This is a genomic window from Thalassobaculum sp. OXR-137 (assembly GCF_034377285.1).
Lineage (GTDB): Bacteria > Pseudomonadota > Alphaproteobacteria > Thalassobaculales > Thalassobaculaceae > Thalassobaculum.
Genome location: NZ_CP139715.1, coordinates 2,287,517 through 2,303,296 on the forward strand (window position 1 = coordinate 2,287,517; position 15,780 = coordinate 2,303,296).

General features: G+C 69.2%; 18 protein-coding genes. 13 read left to right on the forward strand and 5 right to left on the reverse strand.

What is annotated here, in order from left to right:
- Positions 1-145 precede the first annotated feature (145 nt).
- Positions 146-1,174, reverse strand: coding sequence for a polyprenyl synthetase family protein (locus T8K17_RS10720; protein ID WP_416153179.1), 1,029 nt, complete (start codon positions 1,172-1,174; stop codon positions 146-148).
- Between the two features lie 140 nt (positions 1,175-1,314).
- On the opposite strand from T8K17_RS10720, the gene T8K17_RS10725 reads away from it, so the two are divergent.
- The 6 genes from T8K17_RS10725 to T8K17_RS10750 all read left to right on the forward strand — a co-directional run bounded on the left by T8K17_RS10725 (position 1,315) and on the right by T8K17_RS10750 (position 5,312).
- Positions 1,315-1,533 carry a DUF2007 domain-containing protein gene (locus T8K17_RS10725; RefSeq protein WP_322334499.1) on the forward strand — a complete coding sequence of 73 codons (219 nt, stop codon included), beginning with the start codon at positions 1,315-1,317 and terminating at the stop codon, positions 1,531-1,533.
- Positions 1,534-1,732: 199 nt separating this feature from the next.
- The gene (locus T8K17_RS10730) at positions 1,733-2,458 is read left to right on the forward strand and encodes a tRNA1(Val) (adenine(37)-N6)-methyltransferase (protein ID WP_322334500.1); all 726 of its coding nucleotides are present in this window, start codon (positions 1,733-1,735) and stop codon (positions 2,456-2,458) included.
- Positions 2,459-2,482: 24 nt separating this feature from the next.
- Positions 2,483-3,325, forward strand: coding sequence for a S49 family peptidase (locus tag T8K17_RS10735; RefSeq protein ID WP_322334501.1), 843 nt, complete (start codon positions 2,483-2,485; stop codon positions 3,323-3,325).
- The gene (locus T8K17_RS10740; protein WP_322334502.1) at positions 3,304-3,834 is read left to right on the forward strand and encodes a GNAT family N-acetyltransferase; all 531 of its coding nucleotides are present in this window, start codon (positions 3,304-3,306) and stop codon (positions 3,832-3,834) included. The genes T8K17_RS10735 and T8K17_RS10740 overlap by 22 nt, the downstream gene beginning before the upstream one ends.
- A gap of 45 nt (positions 3,835-3,879) precedes the next feature.
- Positions 3,880-4,122, forward strand: coding sequence for a hypothetical protein (locus T8K17_RS10745; protein ID WP_322334503.1), 243 nt, complete (start codon positions 3,880-3,882; stop codon positions 4,120-4,122).
- Between the two features lie 5 nt (positions 4,123-4,127).
- Complete coding sequence (locus tag T8K17_RS10750) at positions 4,128-5,312, forward strand: Xaa-Pro peptidase family protein (protein WP_322334504.1); 1,185 nt, start codon at positions 4,128-4,130, stop codon at positions 5,310-5,312.
- Between the two features lie 60 nt (positions 5,313-5,372).
- Here T8K17_RS10750 and T8K17_RS10755 read toward each other — a convergent pair whose 3' ends face one another.
- The 3 genes from T8K17_RS10755 to T8K17_RS10765 all read right to left on the reverse strand — a co-directional run bounded on the left by T8K17_RS10755 (position 5,373) and on the right by T8K17_RS10765 (position 6,997).
- The gene (locus T8K17_RS10755) at positions 5,373-5,825 is read right to left on the reverse strand and encodes a DMT family transporter (protein ID WP_322334505.1); all 453 of its coding nucleotides are present in this window, start codon (positions 5,823-5,825) and stop codon (positions 5,373-5,375) included.
- Positions 5,826-5,829: 4 nt separating this feature from the next.
- Entirely contained in the window at positions 5,830-6,387 is a 558-nt protein-coding gene (locus tag T8K17_RS10760; protein WP_322334506.1) for an XRE family transcriptional regulator, read from the reverse strand.
- Between the two features lie 127 nt (positions 6,388-6,514).
- Positions 6,515-6,997, reverse strand: a complete 483-nt coding sequence (locus tag T8K17_RS10765; protein WP_322334507.1) for a PaaI family thioesterase — start codon at positions 6,995-6,997, stop codon at positions 6,515-6,517.
- Positions 6,998-7,207: 210 nt separating this feature from the next.
- On the opposite strand from T8K17_RS10765, the gene T8K17_RS10770 reads away from it, so the two are divergent.
- From T8K17_RS10770 to T8K17_RS10780, 3 genes are read left to right on the forward strand one after another with little or no spacing between them, the layout of a single operon-like run.
- Positions 7,208-8,134, forward strand: coding sequence for a methylenetetrahydrofolate reductase (locus T8K17_RS10770; RefSeq protein ID WP_322334508.1), 927 nt, complete (start codon positions 7,208-7,210; stop codon positions 8,132-8,134).
- 31 nt (positions 8,135-8,165) lie between these two features.
- Positions 8,166-9,074 (forward strand): methyltetrahydrofolate cobalamin methyltransferase, encoded by a 909-nt coding sequence (locus tag T8K17_RS10775; protein WP_322334509.1) that lies wholly within the window; start codon positions 8,166-8,168, stop codon positions 9,072-9,074.
- A 43-nt stretch (positions 9,075-9,117) separates the two neighbouring features.
- Positions 9,118-11,181, forward strand: a complete 2,064-nt coding sequence (locus T8K17_RS10780) for an ASKHA domain-containing protein (RefSeq protein WP_322334510.1) — start codon at positions 9,118-9,120, stop codon at positions 11,179-11,181.
- A 267-nt stretch (positions 11,182-11,448) separates the two neighbouring features.
- Here T8K17_RS10780 and T8K17_RS10785 read toward each other — a convergent pair whose 3' ends face one another.
- Positions 11,449-11,970 carry a GNAT family N-acetyltransferase gene (locus T8K17_RS10785; protein ID WP_322334511.1) on the reverse strand — a complete coding sequence of 174 codons (522 nt, stop codon included), beginning with the start codon at positions 11,968-11,970 and terminating at the stop codon, positions 11,449-11,451.
- A 35-nt stretch (positions 11,971-12,005) separates the two neighbouring features.
- Between T8K17_RS10785 and T8K17_RS10790 the strand changes: the two genes are divergently transcribed.
- The 4 genes from T8K17_RS10790 (at position 12,006) to T8K17_RS10805 (ending at position 15,768) form a co-directional block, all read left to right on the forward strand.
- Positions 12,006-12,917, forward strand: coding sequence for an SDR family oxidoreductase (locus T8K17_RS10790; RefSeq protein WP_322334512.1), 912 nt, complete (start codon positions 12,006-12,008; stop codon positions 12,915-12,917).
- A 91-nt stretch (positions 12,918-13,008) separates the two neighbouring features.
- Positions 13,009-13,992 (forward strand): metalloregulator ArsR/SmtB family transcription factor, encoded by a 984-nt coding sequence (locus tag T8K17_RS10795; RefSeq protein ID WP_322334513.1) that lies wholly within the window; start codon positions 13,009-13,011, stop codon positions 13,990-13,992.
- Between the two features lie 13 nt (positions 13,993-14,005).
- Positions 14,006-14,872 (forward strand): methylenetetrahydrofolate reductase [NAD(P)H], encoded by an 867-nt coding sequence (gene metF / locus T8K17_RS10800; protein ID WP_322334514.1) that lies wholly within the window; start codon positions 14,006-14,008, stop codon positions 14,870-14,872.
- Positions 14,869-15,768, forward strand: coding sequence for a homocysteine S-methyltransferase family protein (locus T8K17_RS10805; protein WP_322334515.1), 900 nt, complete (start codon positions 14,869-14,871; stop codon positions 15,766-15,768). Before metF ends, T8K17_RS10805 begins: the two co-directional genes overlap by 4 nt.
- The last annotated feature ends 12 nt before the right edge of the window (positions 15,769-15,780 follow it).

Sequence of the window (15,780 nt, forward strand, 5' to 3'; positions counted from 1 at the left end):
GCTTGCGCTCCGGCCCTTCGACACGTCGCTCCGCTCCTGCTCAGGGTGAGGTCAATGTTGGGCAGTAAATTTGACCTCGCCCTGAGCAGCCCACCGGGCTTGATCCGGGGGGCGTGTCGAAGGGCCGGGGTCGAAGACAGGATCCTTAGTACGCCCGATCGACGCAGAAATCGATGACCTCCTCCATCGCCCGGCGGTGGGCGGTGGGGGCGAAGAGGTCGAGGTCGCGATGGGCCGCCTCGGCGTAGTCGCGGGCGCGGGCCAGGGTCTTGGCCAGGGTCTTGTGCTTGGCCATCAGCGCCTGGGCATGGGCAAGGTCGCCCTCGTTCTGATCCAGCTCGCCGACCGTCCGGCTCCAGAATGCCCGCTCTTCGGAATCGCCGGCGGCATAGGCCAGGATCACCGGCAGGGTCATCTTGCCCTCGCGGAAATCGTCGCCGACGGTCTTGCCGAGCGCTTCCTGCTCGGCCGAATAGTCGAGCACGTCGTCGACGAGCTGGAACGCTACGCCGAGATTGCGCCCGAACGATTCCAGCGCCTTCTCCTCGCTCTCCGGGCGCTCGGCCACCACGGCGCCGATCTGCGAGGCGGCGGCGAACAGCACCGCGGTCTTGCTCTCGATCACCTGGAGATAGGCGGCCTCGGTGGTGTCGATGTCGTTGGTGGTGACGAGCTGGTGCACCTCGCCCTCGGCGATGACGGCGGAGGCGTCGGACAGGATTTTCAGCACCTTCAGCGAGCCGTCGGCGACCATGAGCTGGAAGGCGCGGCTGAACAGGAAGTCGCCCACCAGCACGCTGGCCTGGTTGCCCCAGACCGCGTTGGCGGTGTCCTTGCCCCGGCGCAGGTTGCTTTCGTCGACCACGTCGTCATGCAGCAGCGTGGCGGTGTGGATGAACTCCACGCAGGCGGCCAGGTCGATGTGCCGGGTGCCCTCGTAGCCGACCAGACCGGCGGCGGCCAAGGTCAGCATCGGCCGCAGCCGCTTGCCGCCGGAAGCGACGATATGGCCGGCGAGCTGCGGGATCAGCGCCACCGGGCTGTGCATCTCGCGGACGATGGTTTCGTTGACCCTGGCCATGTCGTCGGCGACCAGGGCGCGCAGGGCGTCGAAGCTCGGCCGACGGTCGGCGCTGTCTTGGCTGGTCTGTGAGGCCGATGCGGTGACGGACACGGGTTCGCTCCTGCGGCGTTGCTTGACGCCTCTGTGTGCTGTGCCAGCATAGAAAGAGCGGTCGCGAGGCGAAGTCAACCGCGTCTCGCCCCGGTCATGCACCGCGACCGTCCGTCCGATGTTCTGGAGGCCAGTGCCGTATGCGGGAACTTCTGCGCACCAACGATCTGGTGCGGCTTTCATATCTTCAAGCCCTGCTCGCCTCGGAGGGGATCGAACCGCTGGTCCTGGATGGCGGGATGAGCGTGTTGGAAGGGAGCGCCGGGGCGATTCCGCGCCGGCTGATGGTCGCCGGCGACGATTTCGCCGCCGCCAAGGCGCTGCTGGAAGAGGCCGGCGAAACCCTGGACCCGAAATAGGGGGGAGTTCCGTTCGGTCTCTGTCAACCCACGCCCTCTTATCACTCCCCGGCCTTGTGCCGGGGCAAGGCCGGGGCAAGGCCGGGGATTGGACGGGCGTCCGCCGATTTTTCTCAAGATTACGCCTGCTGATGGCTCGCCCCGGCACAGGGCCGGGGAGTGCGGGAAGGTGTCGTTCTAGGTGATTGATTTGCAGACAATGGAAACCACCGAGGACCTGCTGCTCGACGGTCGGGTGCGGCTGATCCAGCCGAAGGACGGTTACCGGGCGGCGATCGATCCGGTGCTGCTCGCGGCCTCGGTGGCGGCCCGGGCGGGGGAGCGGGTGGTCGATCTGGGCTGCGGCGCCGGGGCGGTCTTCGCCTGTATCGGCGCCCGCGTGCCGGGGGTCGAGCTGATCGGCGTCGAGCGCGATCCGGAGATGGCCGGCCTTGCCCGCCGGACGCTTGCGGTAAACGGATTTGACGGGCGGATCGAGACGGCGGACCTGACCGCCCTGCCGGCGACCTGGGAAGCGGGGCTGATCGATCATGTCTCCGCCAATCCGCCCTACCTGCCGTCCGAACGCGGCCGGCCCTCCCCGAATCCCGGCCGCGCGGCGGCGGGGGTGGAGACGGGCGGCGATCTTGCCGACTGGGTGGCGGTGGCGCGCCGCTGTCTGCGGCACAAGGGGACGCTGACCCTGGTGCACCGGGCGGATCGGCTGGACGACATTCTGGCGGCACTAGTGCGAGGCTTCGGGTCGGTCGTCGTCTTCCCGCTCTTCCCCAAGGCCGGCCGCGACGCCGGACGGGTTCTGGTGCGCGCCGTGCGCGGCGGGCGCGCGCCGTTGAGGCTGGCCTCCGGGCTGGTCCTGCACGGAGCCGACGGCGCCTATACGGCGGTGACCGAGACGATCCTGCGCGGCGCGCCTCTCGATCTTTGACCACCGCCGCCTTATCTATCCGCCATGGCATTTTATGATCCCGTTCTCGACCGGTTCCGCAAGCGTCCGCCGACCGTGTCCGTCGTCACCCTGCGCGGCGTCATCGGCGGCTCCGGCCCGACCCGGCGCGGCCTGTCCCTGGACGCCGTCGCCCCGGTTCTGGAGGCGGCGTTCAAGGACAAGCACACGACCGCCGTCGCGCTGGTGATCAACTCGCCCGGCGGATCGCCGGTGCAGTCCGATCTTATCGCCCGGCGCATTCGGGATCTGGCGGCCGAGCACGAGAAGCCGGTGACCGCCTTCGTGGAGGATGTCGCGGCCTCCGGCGGCTACTGGATCGCCTGCGCCGCCGACGAGATCCTGGTGAATCCAGCCTCCCTGGTCGGCTCCATCGGCGTGGTCAGCGCCGGCTTCGGCTTCGTGGAGGCGATCGACAAGCTGGGGGTGGAGCGCCGCATCCACACCGCCGGCTCCCGCAAGGCGCTGCTCGATCCGTTCAGCCCGGAGCGCGAGGAGGACGTGAGCTATCTGAAGGCCGTCCAGGTCGAGCTGCACCAGCTCTTCATCGACTGGGTCCGCACGCGGCGCGGCGAGAAGCTGAAGACCGAGGAGGAGCCGGAGCTCTTCGAGGGCAAGTTCTGGACCGGGCAGCGCGGCATCGCCATCGGGCTGGCCGACGGCGAGGGCGAGTTGCGCAGCGTCATGCGGGCGCGGCACGGCGACAAGACCCGGTTCCGCCAGATCGAACGCCGCCGGTCCCTGCTGGAGCGCCTGCGCGTCGGCGCCTCGATGGATCCGGTCGCGATCGGCGAAGGCGCGATGTCGGCGCTCGGAGAGCGGGCGATGTGGTCCCGGTTCGGCCTTTGAGCGGCGCGGTCGTCACCGATCGGCTGATCCTCGAGCCGGTGAGCGAAGCCTGGCGTGCCGATCTCGTCGCCTTTCTCGGCGAGCCGGCGGTGATGAGCGTGCGCAAGCTCGGCGTGCTCGATCCGCAGGCGGCCTCGGCCGTGGTGGACGACATGATCGACCATTGGCGGGAGTACGGCTTCGGCATGTACGCCGTGATCGAACGCGCGACCGGCACCTTTCTCGGCGAATGCGGGCTGCGCTACCTGGAGGACGGGACCGTCCCGGAGATCAGCTACGGCCTGCTGCCGGCGGCGCGCGGCAAGGGCTATGCGCGGGAGGCAGCGACGGCGACCCTGCGCCACGGATTCGGGCCGCTGGGTCAGAAACGCCTGGTGGCCTTCGCCCGCGGCGACAACGTCATCTCGCGCACCCTGCTCGAGTCCCTCGGCTTCACCCTTCTGTGGGAGCGGCCGAAAGAGGGCTATTCGGTGGTGCACTACGAGGCGCTGCCGCCTTCGATTCCCTAAGCATGGCCCTTGCGCCGCGCATCCCGGTGGGTCAATTCTAGGTTCATGTTCAGTATCTCCAAACTCGTAGCCCTTGCGGTCATCATCGGCGTCATCTGGTTCGGCTTCCGACTGATCGGGCGGCTCGATGCCGCGCGCAAGGCCAAGGCCGCCCCTGAAGCCGGCGGCGGCCGCGCCGACCGCGGCCGGCCCACGGGAACCCATGGCCGCGACGACGTGGTCGACCTGGTGCGCGACGAGCGGACGGGCGAATACGTCACTCCGGACCGGCGCGACGAACGGACCTGAACGCGGTGTCCGCCACCGGGCCTGCCGCCTCTTCCGTGCGGCCGTTCGAGGATCCCGAATACGACCGGCGCCTCGCCGCCGCCCGGCACGATATGGCGGCGCGCGGGCTCGACGCCCTGATCGTCTTCGCCCAGGAGAGCCTCTACTACCTGTTCGGCTATGACGGCGGCGGTTACGTCTTCTTCCAATGCGCCGTGCTGCATGCCGAGGATCGCCCCACCACCCTGCTGTGCCGCCGCCCCGATGTCGCCCAGGCGCGGGATATTTCCCGGATCGACGAGGTGAGGGTCTGGCTCAACGCCGAGGGTGCCAATCCGGCACGCGACCTGCTGGCGATCCTGAAGGATGAGGGACTGGAAGGCAGCCGGGTCGGCATCGAGACCGACAGCTACAGCCTGACCGGGTTCAACTGCCGCGCGGTCTACGAAGCCGCCGAGGGCGTGGTCGATCTGGTGGAGGCCAGCGGGATCGTGCGGGGCCTGCGGGTGGTGAAGTCGCCGGCGGAGCTTAACCTGATGCGCCGGGCGGCGGAGCTGGCCGATGCGGCGGTGACGGCCATCGCCCGGACGGCCCGGCCGGGGGTGCTCGACAGCACGCTGACGGCGGCGGCCATGACGGCGATGCTGGAAGGCGGCGGCGACATGCCGCCGGCGGGACCGCTGGTCAATTCCGGCTCCCGTGCCGTCTACGGCCGCGGCGTCGGCGGCGCGCGGGGGCTGAGCGACAGCGACCTGGTGATGGTGGAACTGGCCGGCACCTACCGCCGCTACAACGCCTGCATCGAACGCTGCGTCGTCGTGGGGGCCGTGTCGGATGCCCAGGCGTCGATGCACGCGCTGGTGCGCGACACGCTGGAGGAGATGCTGGAGGCCTTCCGGCCGGGCGAGCCGCTGGGCCGGATCGACGAGATCCACCGCGCCCGGCTCGACGCCGCCGGCTATGCCGATGTGCGCTACGCCGCCTGCGGCTATTCGCTGGGGGCGACCTACCGGCCGAGCTGGATGGACGTGCCGCCGATGATCTATGCGGGCAACCCGCTGGAGCTGCGGCCGGGCATGGTGTTCTTCCCCCACGTCATGCTGGGCGACACCCGCACCGGCCTCGCCATGGGCCTCGGCGAGACGGTGGTGGTGACGGACGGCGCTCCCGAAGTGCTGAGCGGTCTGCTGCGGGATCTGGTGCTGGCTTAGCGCCGAATACTCCTCACACTTCCCGGATTTATTCCGAGGAGTGCGGAGAGAGAACGCGGCTCACCGCTCCCACACGATCAGCGCCAGCCCACCGATTAGCAGAGCGATGCCGACCATCTTCGTCAGGGTCAGCGCCCGCACCGCCAGCCCGAAGGCGCCGAGTTGGTCATAGGCGATGGCGGCCATGAGCTGGCCGGCGATGACGGCCGTAAGGAACGCCAGCACCCCGATCTTCGGCACGGCGGTGATCGACAGCATCACCTGATAGGCGCCGATCAGCCCACCGGCCCAGACCCAGGGCGGCGCGGCGCGCATATCGGCCAGCTTCGGGAACGGCGCGCCGGTGACCAGGATCAGGCTGATCAGCGCGCAGGTGCCGATGGTGAAGGACAGCAGGGCCGCCGGCAGGGTGCCGCCGACGCTGCCGGCCAGCCGGGCGAAGATCGGCCCCTGGGCCGCGATCAGCGCGCCGCCGATCACGGCCAGCAGGATGAGGATCGCGGATCCGGCCATCGAGCTACACCAGGAACAGCAGGTAGTGGGCCGGTGCGTCCTCACCGGCCTGGAAGACGGTCGGGCCGTGGAGCCGGTAGCGCAGGCAGTCGCCGGGGCCGAGCGCGTGCTCGGTGCCCTCCACCGTCAGGATCAGTCGACCCGACTGCATGACCAGGTGGTGCTCCAGCCCCTCCACCGGCGGGGTGTCGTAGGCGATCCGCGTCCCGGCGGGCAGGGTGCCGGCTACGACTTCACCGCGCAGGGCTTCGGCGGGGGGCGAGACCGAGCACCGGGCGTAGCCGGTGGCCGGGTCGCGCCAGACCGTCTGGACCTCGGCCGGCACCAGGGCGGCGAAGTCCTGCTCCACCATCTGGATCAGCCGCGACATGGGCATCCGGTAGGCGGCGCAGAGCTTGCCCAGCGCCTCGGCCGAGGGACTGACCTCGGCGTTTTCCATGCGCGACAGGGTGGCCCGGCTGAGGCCGCTGCGTTTCGCCAGCGTCTCCAGCGACCACCCGGCCTCCTGGCGCAGCCGTTTCAGCCGGTCGGCAAGGCGGGGCGTGAGGTCGTCGAAGGGCATGTATTTCTCATATATAGGAATCTTTCCCGATTATGAGACAATTTCTATGTCTTGGGTCAAGGGCATATCCTCGGGCCCATCCAACCTCGGATACCGATAGAGGGGAATGCGGCGGGAGATGCCGCCCCTACAGCATCAGGCACGTCGTCGTCGCATGGGCGTAGACCTTGCCCTTGGCGTCGACCAGCTTCGCCTCCGCCGTTGCAGTGCGTCGTCCGCGGTGCACCACCACGCCTTCCGCGCGCAGGACACCAGCCTCCGGGCCGGCCCCGCGTGTGATGTGGACCTTGTATTCCAGGGTCGTGTAGCCGGTGCCGGCCGCCAGGGTCGAATGCACCGCGCAGCCCATGGCGCTGTCCAGGATCGCGCCGTACCAGCCGCCATGCAGCGTGCCGGCCGGGTTCGACAGGAACTCCTGCCATTCGCCCTCGAACACCGCTCGGCCCTCGGCCACCTCGGCGAGGCGGAAGCCCATGGTGGCGGCGATGCTCGGCGCAGGAAGGTCGCCGTCCTTGATCCGGCTCAGCAGGGTCAGGCCGTCCAGCGCACGGGTGGCCTCGGTCAGCGGGGCGGGGTCGGCCCAGGTATAGGTACGGCTGCGCTCGGTCATCGGGGGCTCGTCTCGCAAGGTTGAAGGTCGCCGACGACTCCTCTGCCCCAGCCGTTGCAGGCGCGCAATCCAATCCTCGTCATGGCTGTTTGTCGGATTTGGGATTGAGGATGGCGTGATGCGGCAATCGGTCCCGTCCGGCTGGCCTCATATAAGGCGGGAGACCGGCGCGATCCTTGGATAAAGGCCGGCAGGCAAAAGGGGATTGGGATGGCACTTGCGACCGCGCGTGATGTGATCAGCCTGATCGACGGCTTCTCCGTCGAGACCACCCCGGCATCCTCGGCCAAGGTCGCCGACTTCGCCGAGCATCTGGTCCTCGGCACCACGGTCAACGTCACCTTCCTGCCCGGCAGTGCGGTCGAGGACACCATCGCCGTCGCCGCTCGCCTGCGCCGCGAGGGCTTCGAGCCGGTGCCGCATATCGCCGCCCGCTCGATTACCGACATCGCGATGCTGGACCGCATCCTGGGCCGTCTTAAGGACGAGGCCGGAGTGACCCAGACGCTGGTCGTCGCCGGCGGGCTCGACCGGCCGCTGGGCGCCTTCGCGTCCACCATGGACCTGCTGGCGACCGGCCTGTTCGAGGCCCACGGCATTCGCAAGATCGGCGTCGCCGGCCATCCCGAGGGCAGCCCGGACATCGACGAGACGGCGCTGAAGGATGCGCTGCTCTGGAAGAACCGCTTCGCCGCCGAGCGCGGGCTGGAGATGTATATCGAGACCCAGTTCTGCTTCGACGCCGCCGCCATCGTCGCCTGGGACAAGCGGATCCGAAGCTGGGGCAACACCCTGCCGATCCATCTCGGCGTGCCGGGACTTGCCACCCTGAAGACCCTGCTGAAATTCGCCCAGATGTCCGGCATCGGCCCGTCCATCCGCGTGCTGACCCGCCAGGCCCGCAACCTCGCCAAGCTGATGCTGGTGCAGGCGCCGGACCGGCTGCTGCTCGATCTCGCCGCCTATAAGGCTGCCGATCCGGATTGCGGCATCGAGAAGCTGCATTTCTACCCGTTCGGCGGCCTCGCCAAGACGGCGGAGTGGGCCAACGCGGTCGCTGCCGGCGACTTCACCGTGGATGCGCGCAAGCAGGCGATCCTGCTCGGCGCCTCCGATCCGGCCCGCGCGGCCTCCTGACCCCGCCACCCCGCATCCGGAGACCCGCCCCATGGTCGACACCATCGTCAGTTCCGCCACCAAGGAAATCGCCATCGGCTTCGAGCGGCCGTTCTGCGTGATCGGTGAGCGGATCAACCCGACCGGCCGCAAGCTGCTGGCCGCCGAGATGGCCGCCGGCGACTTCAGCCGGGTCGAGTCCGACGCCCGCGCCCAGGTCGAGGCCGGGGCCACCATGCTGGATGTCAATGCCGGCATCCCGCTGGCCGACGAGCCGGCGATCCTGGCGCAGTCGATCAAGCTGGTGCAGTCGATCACCGACGTGCCGCTCTCCATCGACAGCTCCATCGTCGAGGCGTTGGAAGCCGGGCTCGCGGTCTACCAGGGCAAGGCGCTGGTCAACTCGGTCACCGGTGAGGAGGAGCGGCTGGAGGTCGTCCTGCCGCTGATCAAGAAATACGGCGCCGCCGTGGTCGCGATCTCCAACGACGAGACCGGCATCTCCGAAGACCCCGACGTGCGCTACGAGGTGGCGAAGAAGATCGTTGAGCGGGCCGCGGATTACGGCATTCCCCGCGCCGATGTGGTGGTCGATCCGCTGGTGATGCCGGTGGGCGCACTGAACCTGGCCGGGCATTCCGCCATGCGGCTGATCCGCCGGCTGCGCGACGAGCTGGGCGTGAACACCACCTGCGGCGCCTCCAACATTTCCTTCGGCTTGCCGAACCGCCACGCGCTGAACGCCGCCTTCCTGTCCATGGCGATCGGCTCGGGCATGACCTCGGCGATCATGAACCCGCTGCATGCCGAAGAGATGGCCGGCGTGATGGGCGCGGATGTGATGATGGGCCACGACCCGGAATGCCGCCGCTGGATCAAGCGCTTCCGCGAGCCGGCGGCCGAGGGCCAGGAGGCTGCGGGCGCGCGCGGCGGGCGGGAGCGCCGCCGACGCCGGGCCTGATCCCGGACACCAGCACTGGACCACAGGAGCCGCCGCACCGGATATGGATGACGTAGGAAGCACCGACGGGCCGATCGGGCCCGCATCGAACGACGATGCGGGGGAGGCTTTCGTCGTCTTCACGCCGTCCGGCCGCCGCGGCACGTTCCCGGTCGGCACCCCCGTGCTGCAGGCCGCCCGCGCCCTCGGCGTGGACATCGACTCCGTCTGCGGCGGGCGCGGCATCTGCGGCCGCTGCCAGGTAACCCTGAGCGAAGGCAGCTTCACCAAGTTCCAGGTCGACAGCCGTGCCGCCAACCTGTCCGACCCGGCCCGCAACGAGCTGCGCTACCGCGAGAAGCGCGGGCTGGAACCGGGACGCCGCCTGTCCTGCTCGGCCCAGCTTCTCGGCAATGTCGTCATCGACGTGCCGGAGACCAGCCAGGTCCACCGCCAGATCGTGCGCAAGCGCGCCGAGGTGCGGGCGATCGAGATCAACCCGATCCACAAGCTGCACTACGTGGAGGTGCGCCAGCCCGACATGCACGAGCCGTCCGGCGATTTCCGCCGGCTCTGCGAGAGCCTGCGCGAGCAGTGGCCGGACTGGGGCATCGCCGACGACGTGACATGCGACCTGCCGGTGCTGAGCTACCTGCAGAAGGCGTTGCGCGACGGCGACTGGAAGGTGACCGTCTGCCTGCGCGAGGGGCGGCGGGTAACGGGTGTGTGGCCCGGCTTCAAGGAGAAGATCTACGGCCTCGCCGTCGATATCGGCTCCACGACCATGTCGGCCCATCTCTGCGATCTGGCGACCGGCGAGGTTGCGGCCTCCAGCGGGGTGATGAACCCGCAGATCCGCTTCGGCGAGGACCTGATGAGCCGGGTCTCCTACGTCATGATGAACCCGGGCGGCGAGGTCGAGCTGACCAAGGTCGTGCGCGAGGCGGTGAACCACCTGTCCTCCCAGGTCGCCCAGGAGGCCGCGATCGACGTGGAGGACATCGTCGACCTGGTCTTCGTCGGCAACCCGATCATGCACCACCTGATGCTGGGCATCGACCCGACCGAGCTGGGTGGGGCGCCCTTCGCGCTGGCCATCGACACGGCGGTGAACGTGCATGCCAGCGAGCTCGGCATCACCCTGCACCCGGACGCCCGTGCCTACGGCCTGCCCTGCATCGCCGGCCATGTGGGGGCGGATACCGCCGCCGTCATCCTGTCGGAAGGACCGCACCAGCAAGACGAGATGACCCTGATCGTCGATGTCGGCACCAATGCCGAGATCGTGCTGGGCAACCGGCAGCGGCTGCTTGCCGCGTCCTCGCCCACCGGCCCGGCCTTCGAAGGTGCGCAGATCACCTGCGGACAGCGGGCGGCGCAGGGGGCCATCGAGCGGGTGCGGATCGATCCGGAGACCCTGGAGCCGAAGTTCAAGGTGATCGGCGTCGATCTCTGGTCCGACGAGGAGGGCTTCGAGGACGAGACCCGACGCACCGGCGTGACCGGCATCTGCGGCTCCGGCATCATCGAGGTGCTGGCCGAGATGGTGCTGACCGGGCTGCTGAAAACCGACGGCACGATCGATGGCGCCATGGCTGCCCGCACGCCGCGGATTGAAAGCGACGGCCGCACCTTCTCCTACCGGCTGTCGCCGGAGGTGGTGGTCACCCAGACCGACGTGCGGGCGATCCAGCTCGCCAAGGCCGCACTCTATGCCGGCGCGGCGCTGCTGATGGACAAGCTCGGAGTGGAGAGCGTCGACCGGATCATCCTGGCCGGCGCCTTCGGCAGCCATATCGACACGAAGTACGCGATGGTCCTGGGCATGATCCCGGACTGCCGGCTGGACAAGGTCTGGTCGGTCGGCAACGCGGCCGGCACCGGTGCCCGCATGGCGCTGCTCAACGCCGAGGCGCGGCGCGAGATCGAGCGGGTGGTGCGCCGGGTGGAGAAGGTGGAGACGGCGGTCGAGCCGCGCTTCCAGGAGCATTTCGTGGACGCCATGGCCCTGCCGCACAGGACGGCGCCGTTCCCGAACCTGTCGGCGGAAGTGACCCTGCCCGCACGGCCGGATCCGAGCGAGGCCGGCGGCGAGAGCGGCCGGCGGCGGCGCAGACGGGCGGGGTAGGTTGGGCGCCTCCCAACCAGCCCACACCGCACTCCCCGGCCTTGTGCCGGGGCCCACGCGTCTGTCTGGTCAAGAGCTTCCAAGCGAAGGAGCTGCTTCGGGGTAGGCTCCGGCACAAGGCCGGGGAGTGAGTATGGTTTGGGTCTGCCCTACCCCACCCTCTATCGTCATCCCGAACTTGTTTCGGGACCCCACTTGGCACAAGCGTGGACAAGGTCCCGAAACAAGTTCGGGATGACGGGGCAAGGTGGGGCGGGTAGGGCCCACCTACATCCCGCTCAGCTTTCTCGCCAGCTTGACCGAGCCTCGTCCCGTCACTTCCATCTCGACCCAGCCCTGGGCGCGGTAGAAGCGCTCCGCCCGCGTTTCCCGGGCGGTGACCAGCCAGGCGATACGGTGGCCGAGGCGGACCAGATCGGACAGGGCCCGGCGCATCAGGGCGCGGCCGATGGTCCGTCCCTCATGGGCGGGATGCACGTACAGCATCTCCACCGATCCGGCCCGCGCATCCACGGCGACGAAGCCGACGATGGCCGGCCCGATCGACAGCACCCAGCACAACCCCGACTGCAGGAACGGATAGACCGCCGCATTGAAGCTGGCGGACGTCTCGAACTGCCGGTTTTCCCGCACGGCGGCGACGATCTGGTAAAGGCGCGGGATGTCCTCGGGCACGCCGCGTCGCGAACGCGCCGCCACCGGCGGTGCTGCCTGTTTCCGTCCTGTCGGTCCCATGGCACCGACGATAACCGGGTCGCGGCGGGTGGCAATATGCAGAACGCATGACATCTTGAAGGCGTCCCGTTTCCGTCAGAGGCGCCGCCATGCCAGACCTTCCCGCTCCGGCCATCGCTCCCGGCCATGTCTTCTTCTTCGGCCTCGGCTATACCGCCCTGCGCCTCGCCCGCCGGATGCGCGATGCCGGGTGGACCGTGTCCGGCACCGTCCGCTCGCCGGAGAAGGCCGACTCGCTCTCCAGGACAGAGGGCATGACCGTCCACGCCTTCGACGGCACCGCCCCGATCGCCGTCGCCGACCCCTTCGCCGGCGTGACCCATCTGGTCGACACCGTCCCGCCGCGCGAGATCCTGGTACCGGCGCTGGATCGGCATGGCGACGATCTGCGGGCCTGCGACACCCTGCGCTGGATCGGTTTTCTCTCCACTCCCGCGGTCTACGGCGACCGGCAGGGCGGGGTGGTGACGGAGGACGAGGCACCGACCCCCGGCAGCCGGCGCGGCGAATTGCGGGCAGCGGCGGAGCGGGCCTGGCTCGACGCCTTTCCCGACCGGGATGTGGCGGTGCAGGTCTTCCGCATCGCCGGCATCTACGGGCCTGGGGAGGGGCGCAACGCCATCGAGCAGCTTCAGGCCGGCAAGGCCCGGATCATCGACAAGCCGGGACAGGTCTTCAACCGCATCCATGTGGACGATATCGGCTCGATCCTGCTCGCCTCCATGGCCAGGCCGCGCGACGGCGGGATCTATAACGTGGCCGACAATGAGGCCTGTCCGCCGGGCGATCCCATCGTCTTCGCCGCCGGCCTGCTGGGCATCGATCCGCCGCCGGCCATCCCCTTCGACAGCGCCGAGATGTCGGAGATGGCGCGCAGCTTCTACAGCGAGTGCAAGCGGCTCGACACCACGCGGCTGTCCGACGAACTGGGCGTGCACCTCACCTATCCGACCTATCGGGAGGGGCTGACGGCCATCGCGGCGGACACCCCGGTGTCGTGAGCAGAACACATTTGGTCGATTGAGAACCGAATTCGGTCTTGCTTCGATAAACACATAAAGATATCCTTATGTCGTTATTGGAGGTGACCGCATGGAAGACATGCTTGCAGGATTGAGGGCGATTGCCGAGCCGACGCGGTTGCGGATTCTCGTCCTGTGCGCGCGCTCGGAACTGTCGGTCACCGACCTGGTCGATATCCTCGGCCAGAGCCAGCCACGGGTGTCCCGCCATCTGAAGCTGATGGTCGAGGCCGGTGTGCTGGAACGGAACCGGGAAGGCGCCCGCGCCTATTACCGGGTGGCGGAGCGGACGGCCGGCGGCGATGTCGCCCGGGCCCTGACGCCGCTGGTGCCGGTGGACGACTCGATGCTGGAGACGGATCTGGCCCGGCTGGAGACGATCCGGACCCGTCGTTCGGAGCGCGCGATCTCCTATTTCCAGGAGAACGCGGTCCATTGGGAAGACCTGCGCGGCCTGTATGTCGATGACGAGCTGGTCGATGCCAGCCTGATGGAGGCGGTGCGGGCCGAGCCGGTGGAGAGCCTGCTGGATATCGGCACGGGGACGGGCCGGGTGCTGGAGCAGCTGGCCGATCACGTGACCAGCGCCGTCGGCATCGACAACGCCAAGCCGATGCTGGAGATCGCCCGCGACAAGCTCGACCGGGCCGGGGTGAGCAACTGCCAGGTCCGTCTGGCCGACATGTACCACCTGCCGTTCCCGGCCGACCGGTTCGATGCGGTGACCCTGAACATGGTCCTGCATCACGCCGAGATGCCGGCCGAGGTACTGCGCGAGGCGGCCCGGGTGCTGAAGCCGGGCGGCCGGGTGATCCTGGTCGACTTCGCGCCGCATGAGCTCGAGGAACTGCGCGAGCAGCATACCCATCGCTGGCTCGGCTTCTCCGGCGAGGAAATCGGCCGCATGGCGAAGAGCGCCGGACTCGGCCTGGAGCCGGCGGTGAGTCTCGCCGGCGACCCGCTGACGGTCTGCCTGTGGAGCGCCCGCAAGGCCGGCAGCACTGAACTGACAACCGGAAACACCGGCGCCGCAGAACTGCGGGCGGCGTCTTGAGGGGATGAGCGTCATGTCCGACACTCCAAACGTTAGCTTCGAATTCTTCCCGCCCAAGGACGAGGAGGGCGAGGCCAAGCTCTGGCACACCGTGTCCCGGCTTGAGCCGTACCGGCCGTCCTTCGTCTCGGTGACCTACGGCGCCGGCGGCAGCACCCGCGAGCGCACCAGCCGCATCGTGAAGCGTCTGGCCCGCGAGAGCAGCCTGACCCCGGCGGCGCACCTGACCTGCGTCGGCGCCACCCGCGAGGAGATCGACGAGATCGTCCGCGATTGGCAGGCGGCGGGGATCAAGCACATCGTCGCCCTGCGCGGCGACGCCCCGGCCGATGCCGAGCGCTACGAGCCGCATCCGGGCGGCTACGCCAACGCGGCGGAGCTCACCGAAGGCCTGCGCCGGATCGGCGATTTCGAAATTTCCGTGGGCGCCTATCCGGACGTTCATCCGGACAGCGCGACGCCGGCGGCCGACCTGGACAATCTGAAGCGTAAGATCGACGCCGGCGCCACCCGGGCGATCACCCAGTACTTCTTCGAGGCCGACACCTTCCTGCGGTTCCGCGATATCTGCGACAAGGCGGGGATCACCGTGCCGGTGGTGCCGGGTATCCTGCCGGTGACCAATTTCAAGACGGTGGTGCGTTTCTCCAAGGCCTGCGGCGCCGTGGTTCCGGCCTGGATGGCCGAGCTGTTCGACGGCCTGGACGAGGATCCGGAGACCCGCCAGCTCGTCGCCGCCACTACCGCCAGCGACCTGTGCATGAAGCTGATGGAAGAGGGGGTGGAGGACTTCCACTTCTACACCCTCAACCGCCCCCAGCTCACCGGCGCGATCTGCCGCCGCCTCGGCCTGCGGCCGGAAATGGAGGCCGCGGCGTGACCACTGGCTTCACCGAACCGATGGCTGGCTCCAGGACCGGCCCCGCGCTGGTCTCCGGCGGGTTCGGGAAGCTGTCGGCGCGTGCCGGCGCCTCCTGCCTGGAGGAGCTGAACATCACCGACCCCAAGGCGGTGATCGAGCTGCACCGCTGGCATCTGGACGAGGGCGCGGACATCCTGCGCACCAATACCGGCGGCGCTTCGCCGGAGCGGCTGGACCGCTATCGCATGCATGACGAGGCGTTCATCGTCTCCTACATGGCGGCCGAGCACGCCTCCAAGGCGGCGCGGGAGCATGGCGGCGGCCGGCGGGTGATGGGCGTGGCCCGGGTGGAAGCCCTGGCCCCGCTGATCGGCTTCCTGCCGCTCGACCGGGTCGAGGCGGCGGCGCGTACCATGGCCTCCGGGCTGGTCGGCGGTGGGGCCGACATGCTGCTGCTGGAGACGGCGCAGTGCCCGGCGCGGATCGTCGCCGCCCTGGACGGCACGCGGCGCGGCATGGCCGATGCCGGCCGGTCGGTGCCGGTGCTGGTGAAGCTGCGCTACGAGACGCGGCTGGGCGCGCTGGCCCGCGACGCCATCACCGACAGTCTGGCCCGTGCGGCGGCCGCCGTTGCCGGGATCGGCGCCCACGGCCTCGCCCTGGCGCCGGACAATCTGGACCGGCCCTTCGCGGAAACCCTGTGGGCGACCGCCGAGGCCTATCGGGGGCCGCTGTTCGTCGATCTGGCTCCGACCTCCCCCCATTGGGCGGGACTGGACGACAGGACCGGGCTGAGGCAGCGGATCGCGTTCACCGCGGGCCGGCGTGTCGAGCCATGCGAGACCATCGAGGGCCCGGTTCGTCCGGCGCCCGCGAACGATGCGGGACCGAGACCGGTCGCCCGCAGCTACTGACCGAATTGGAGA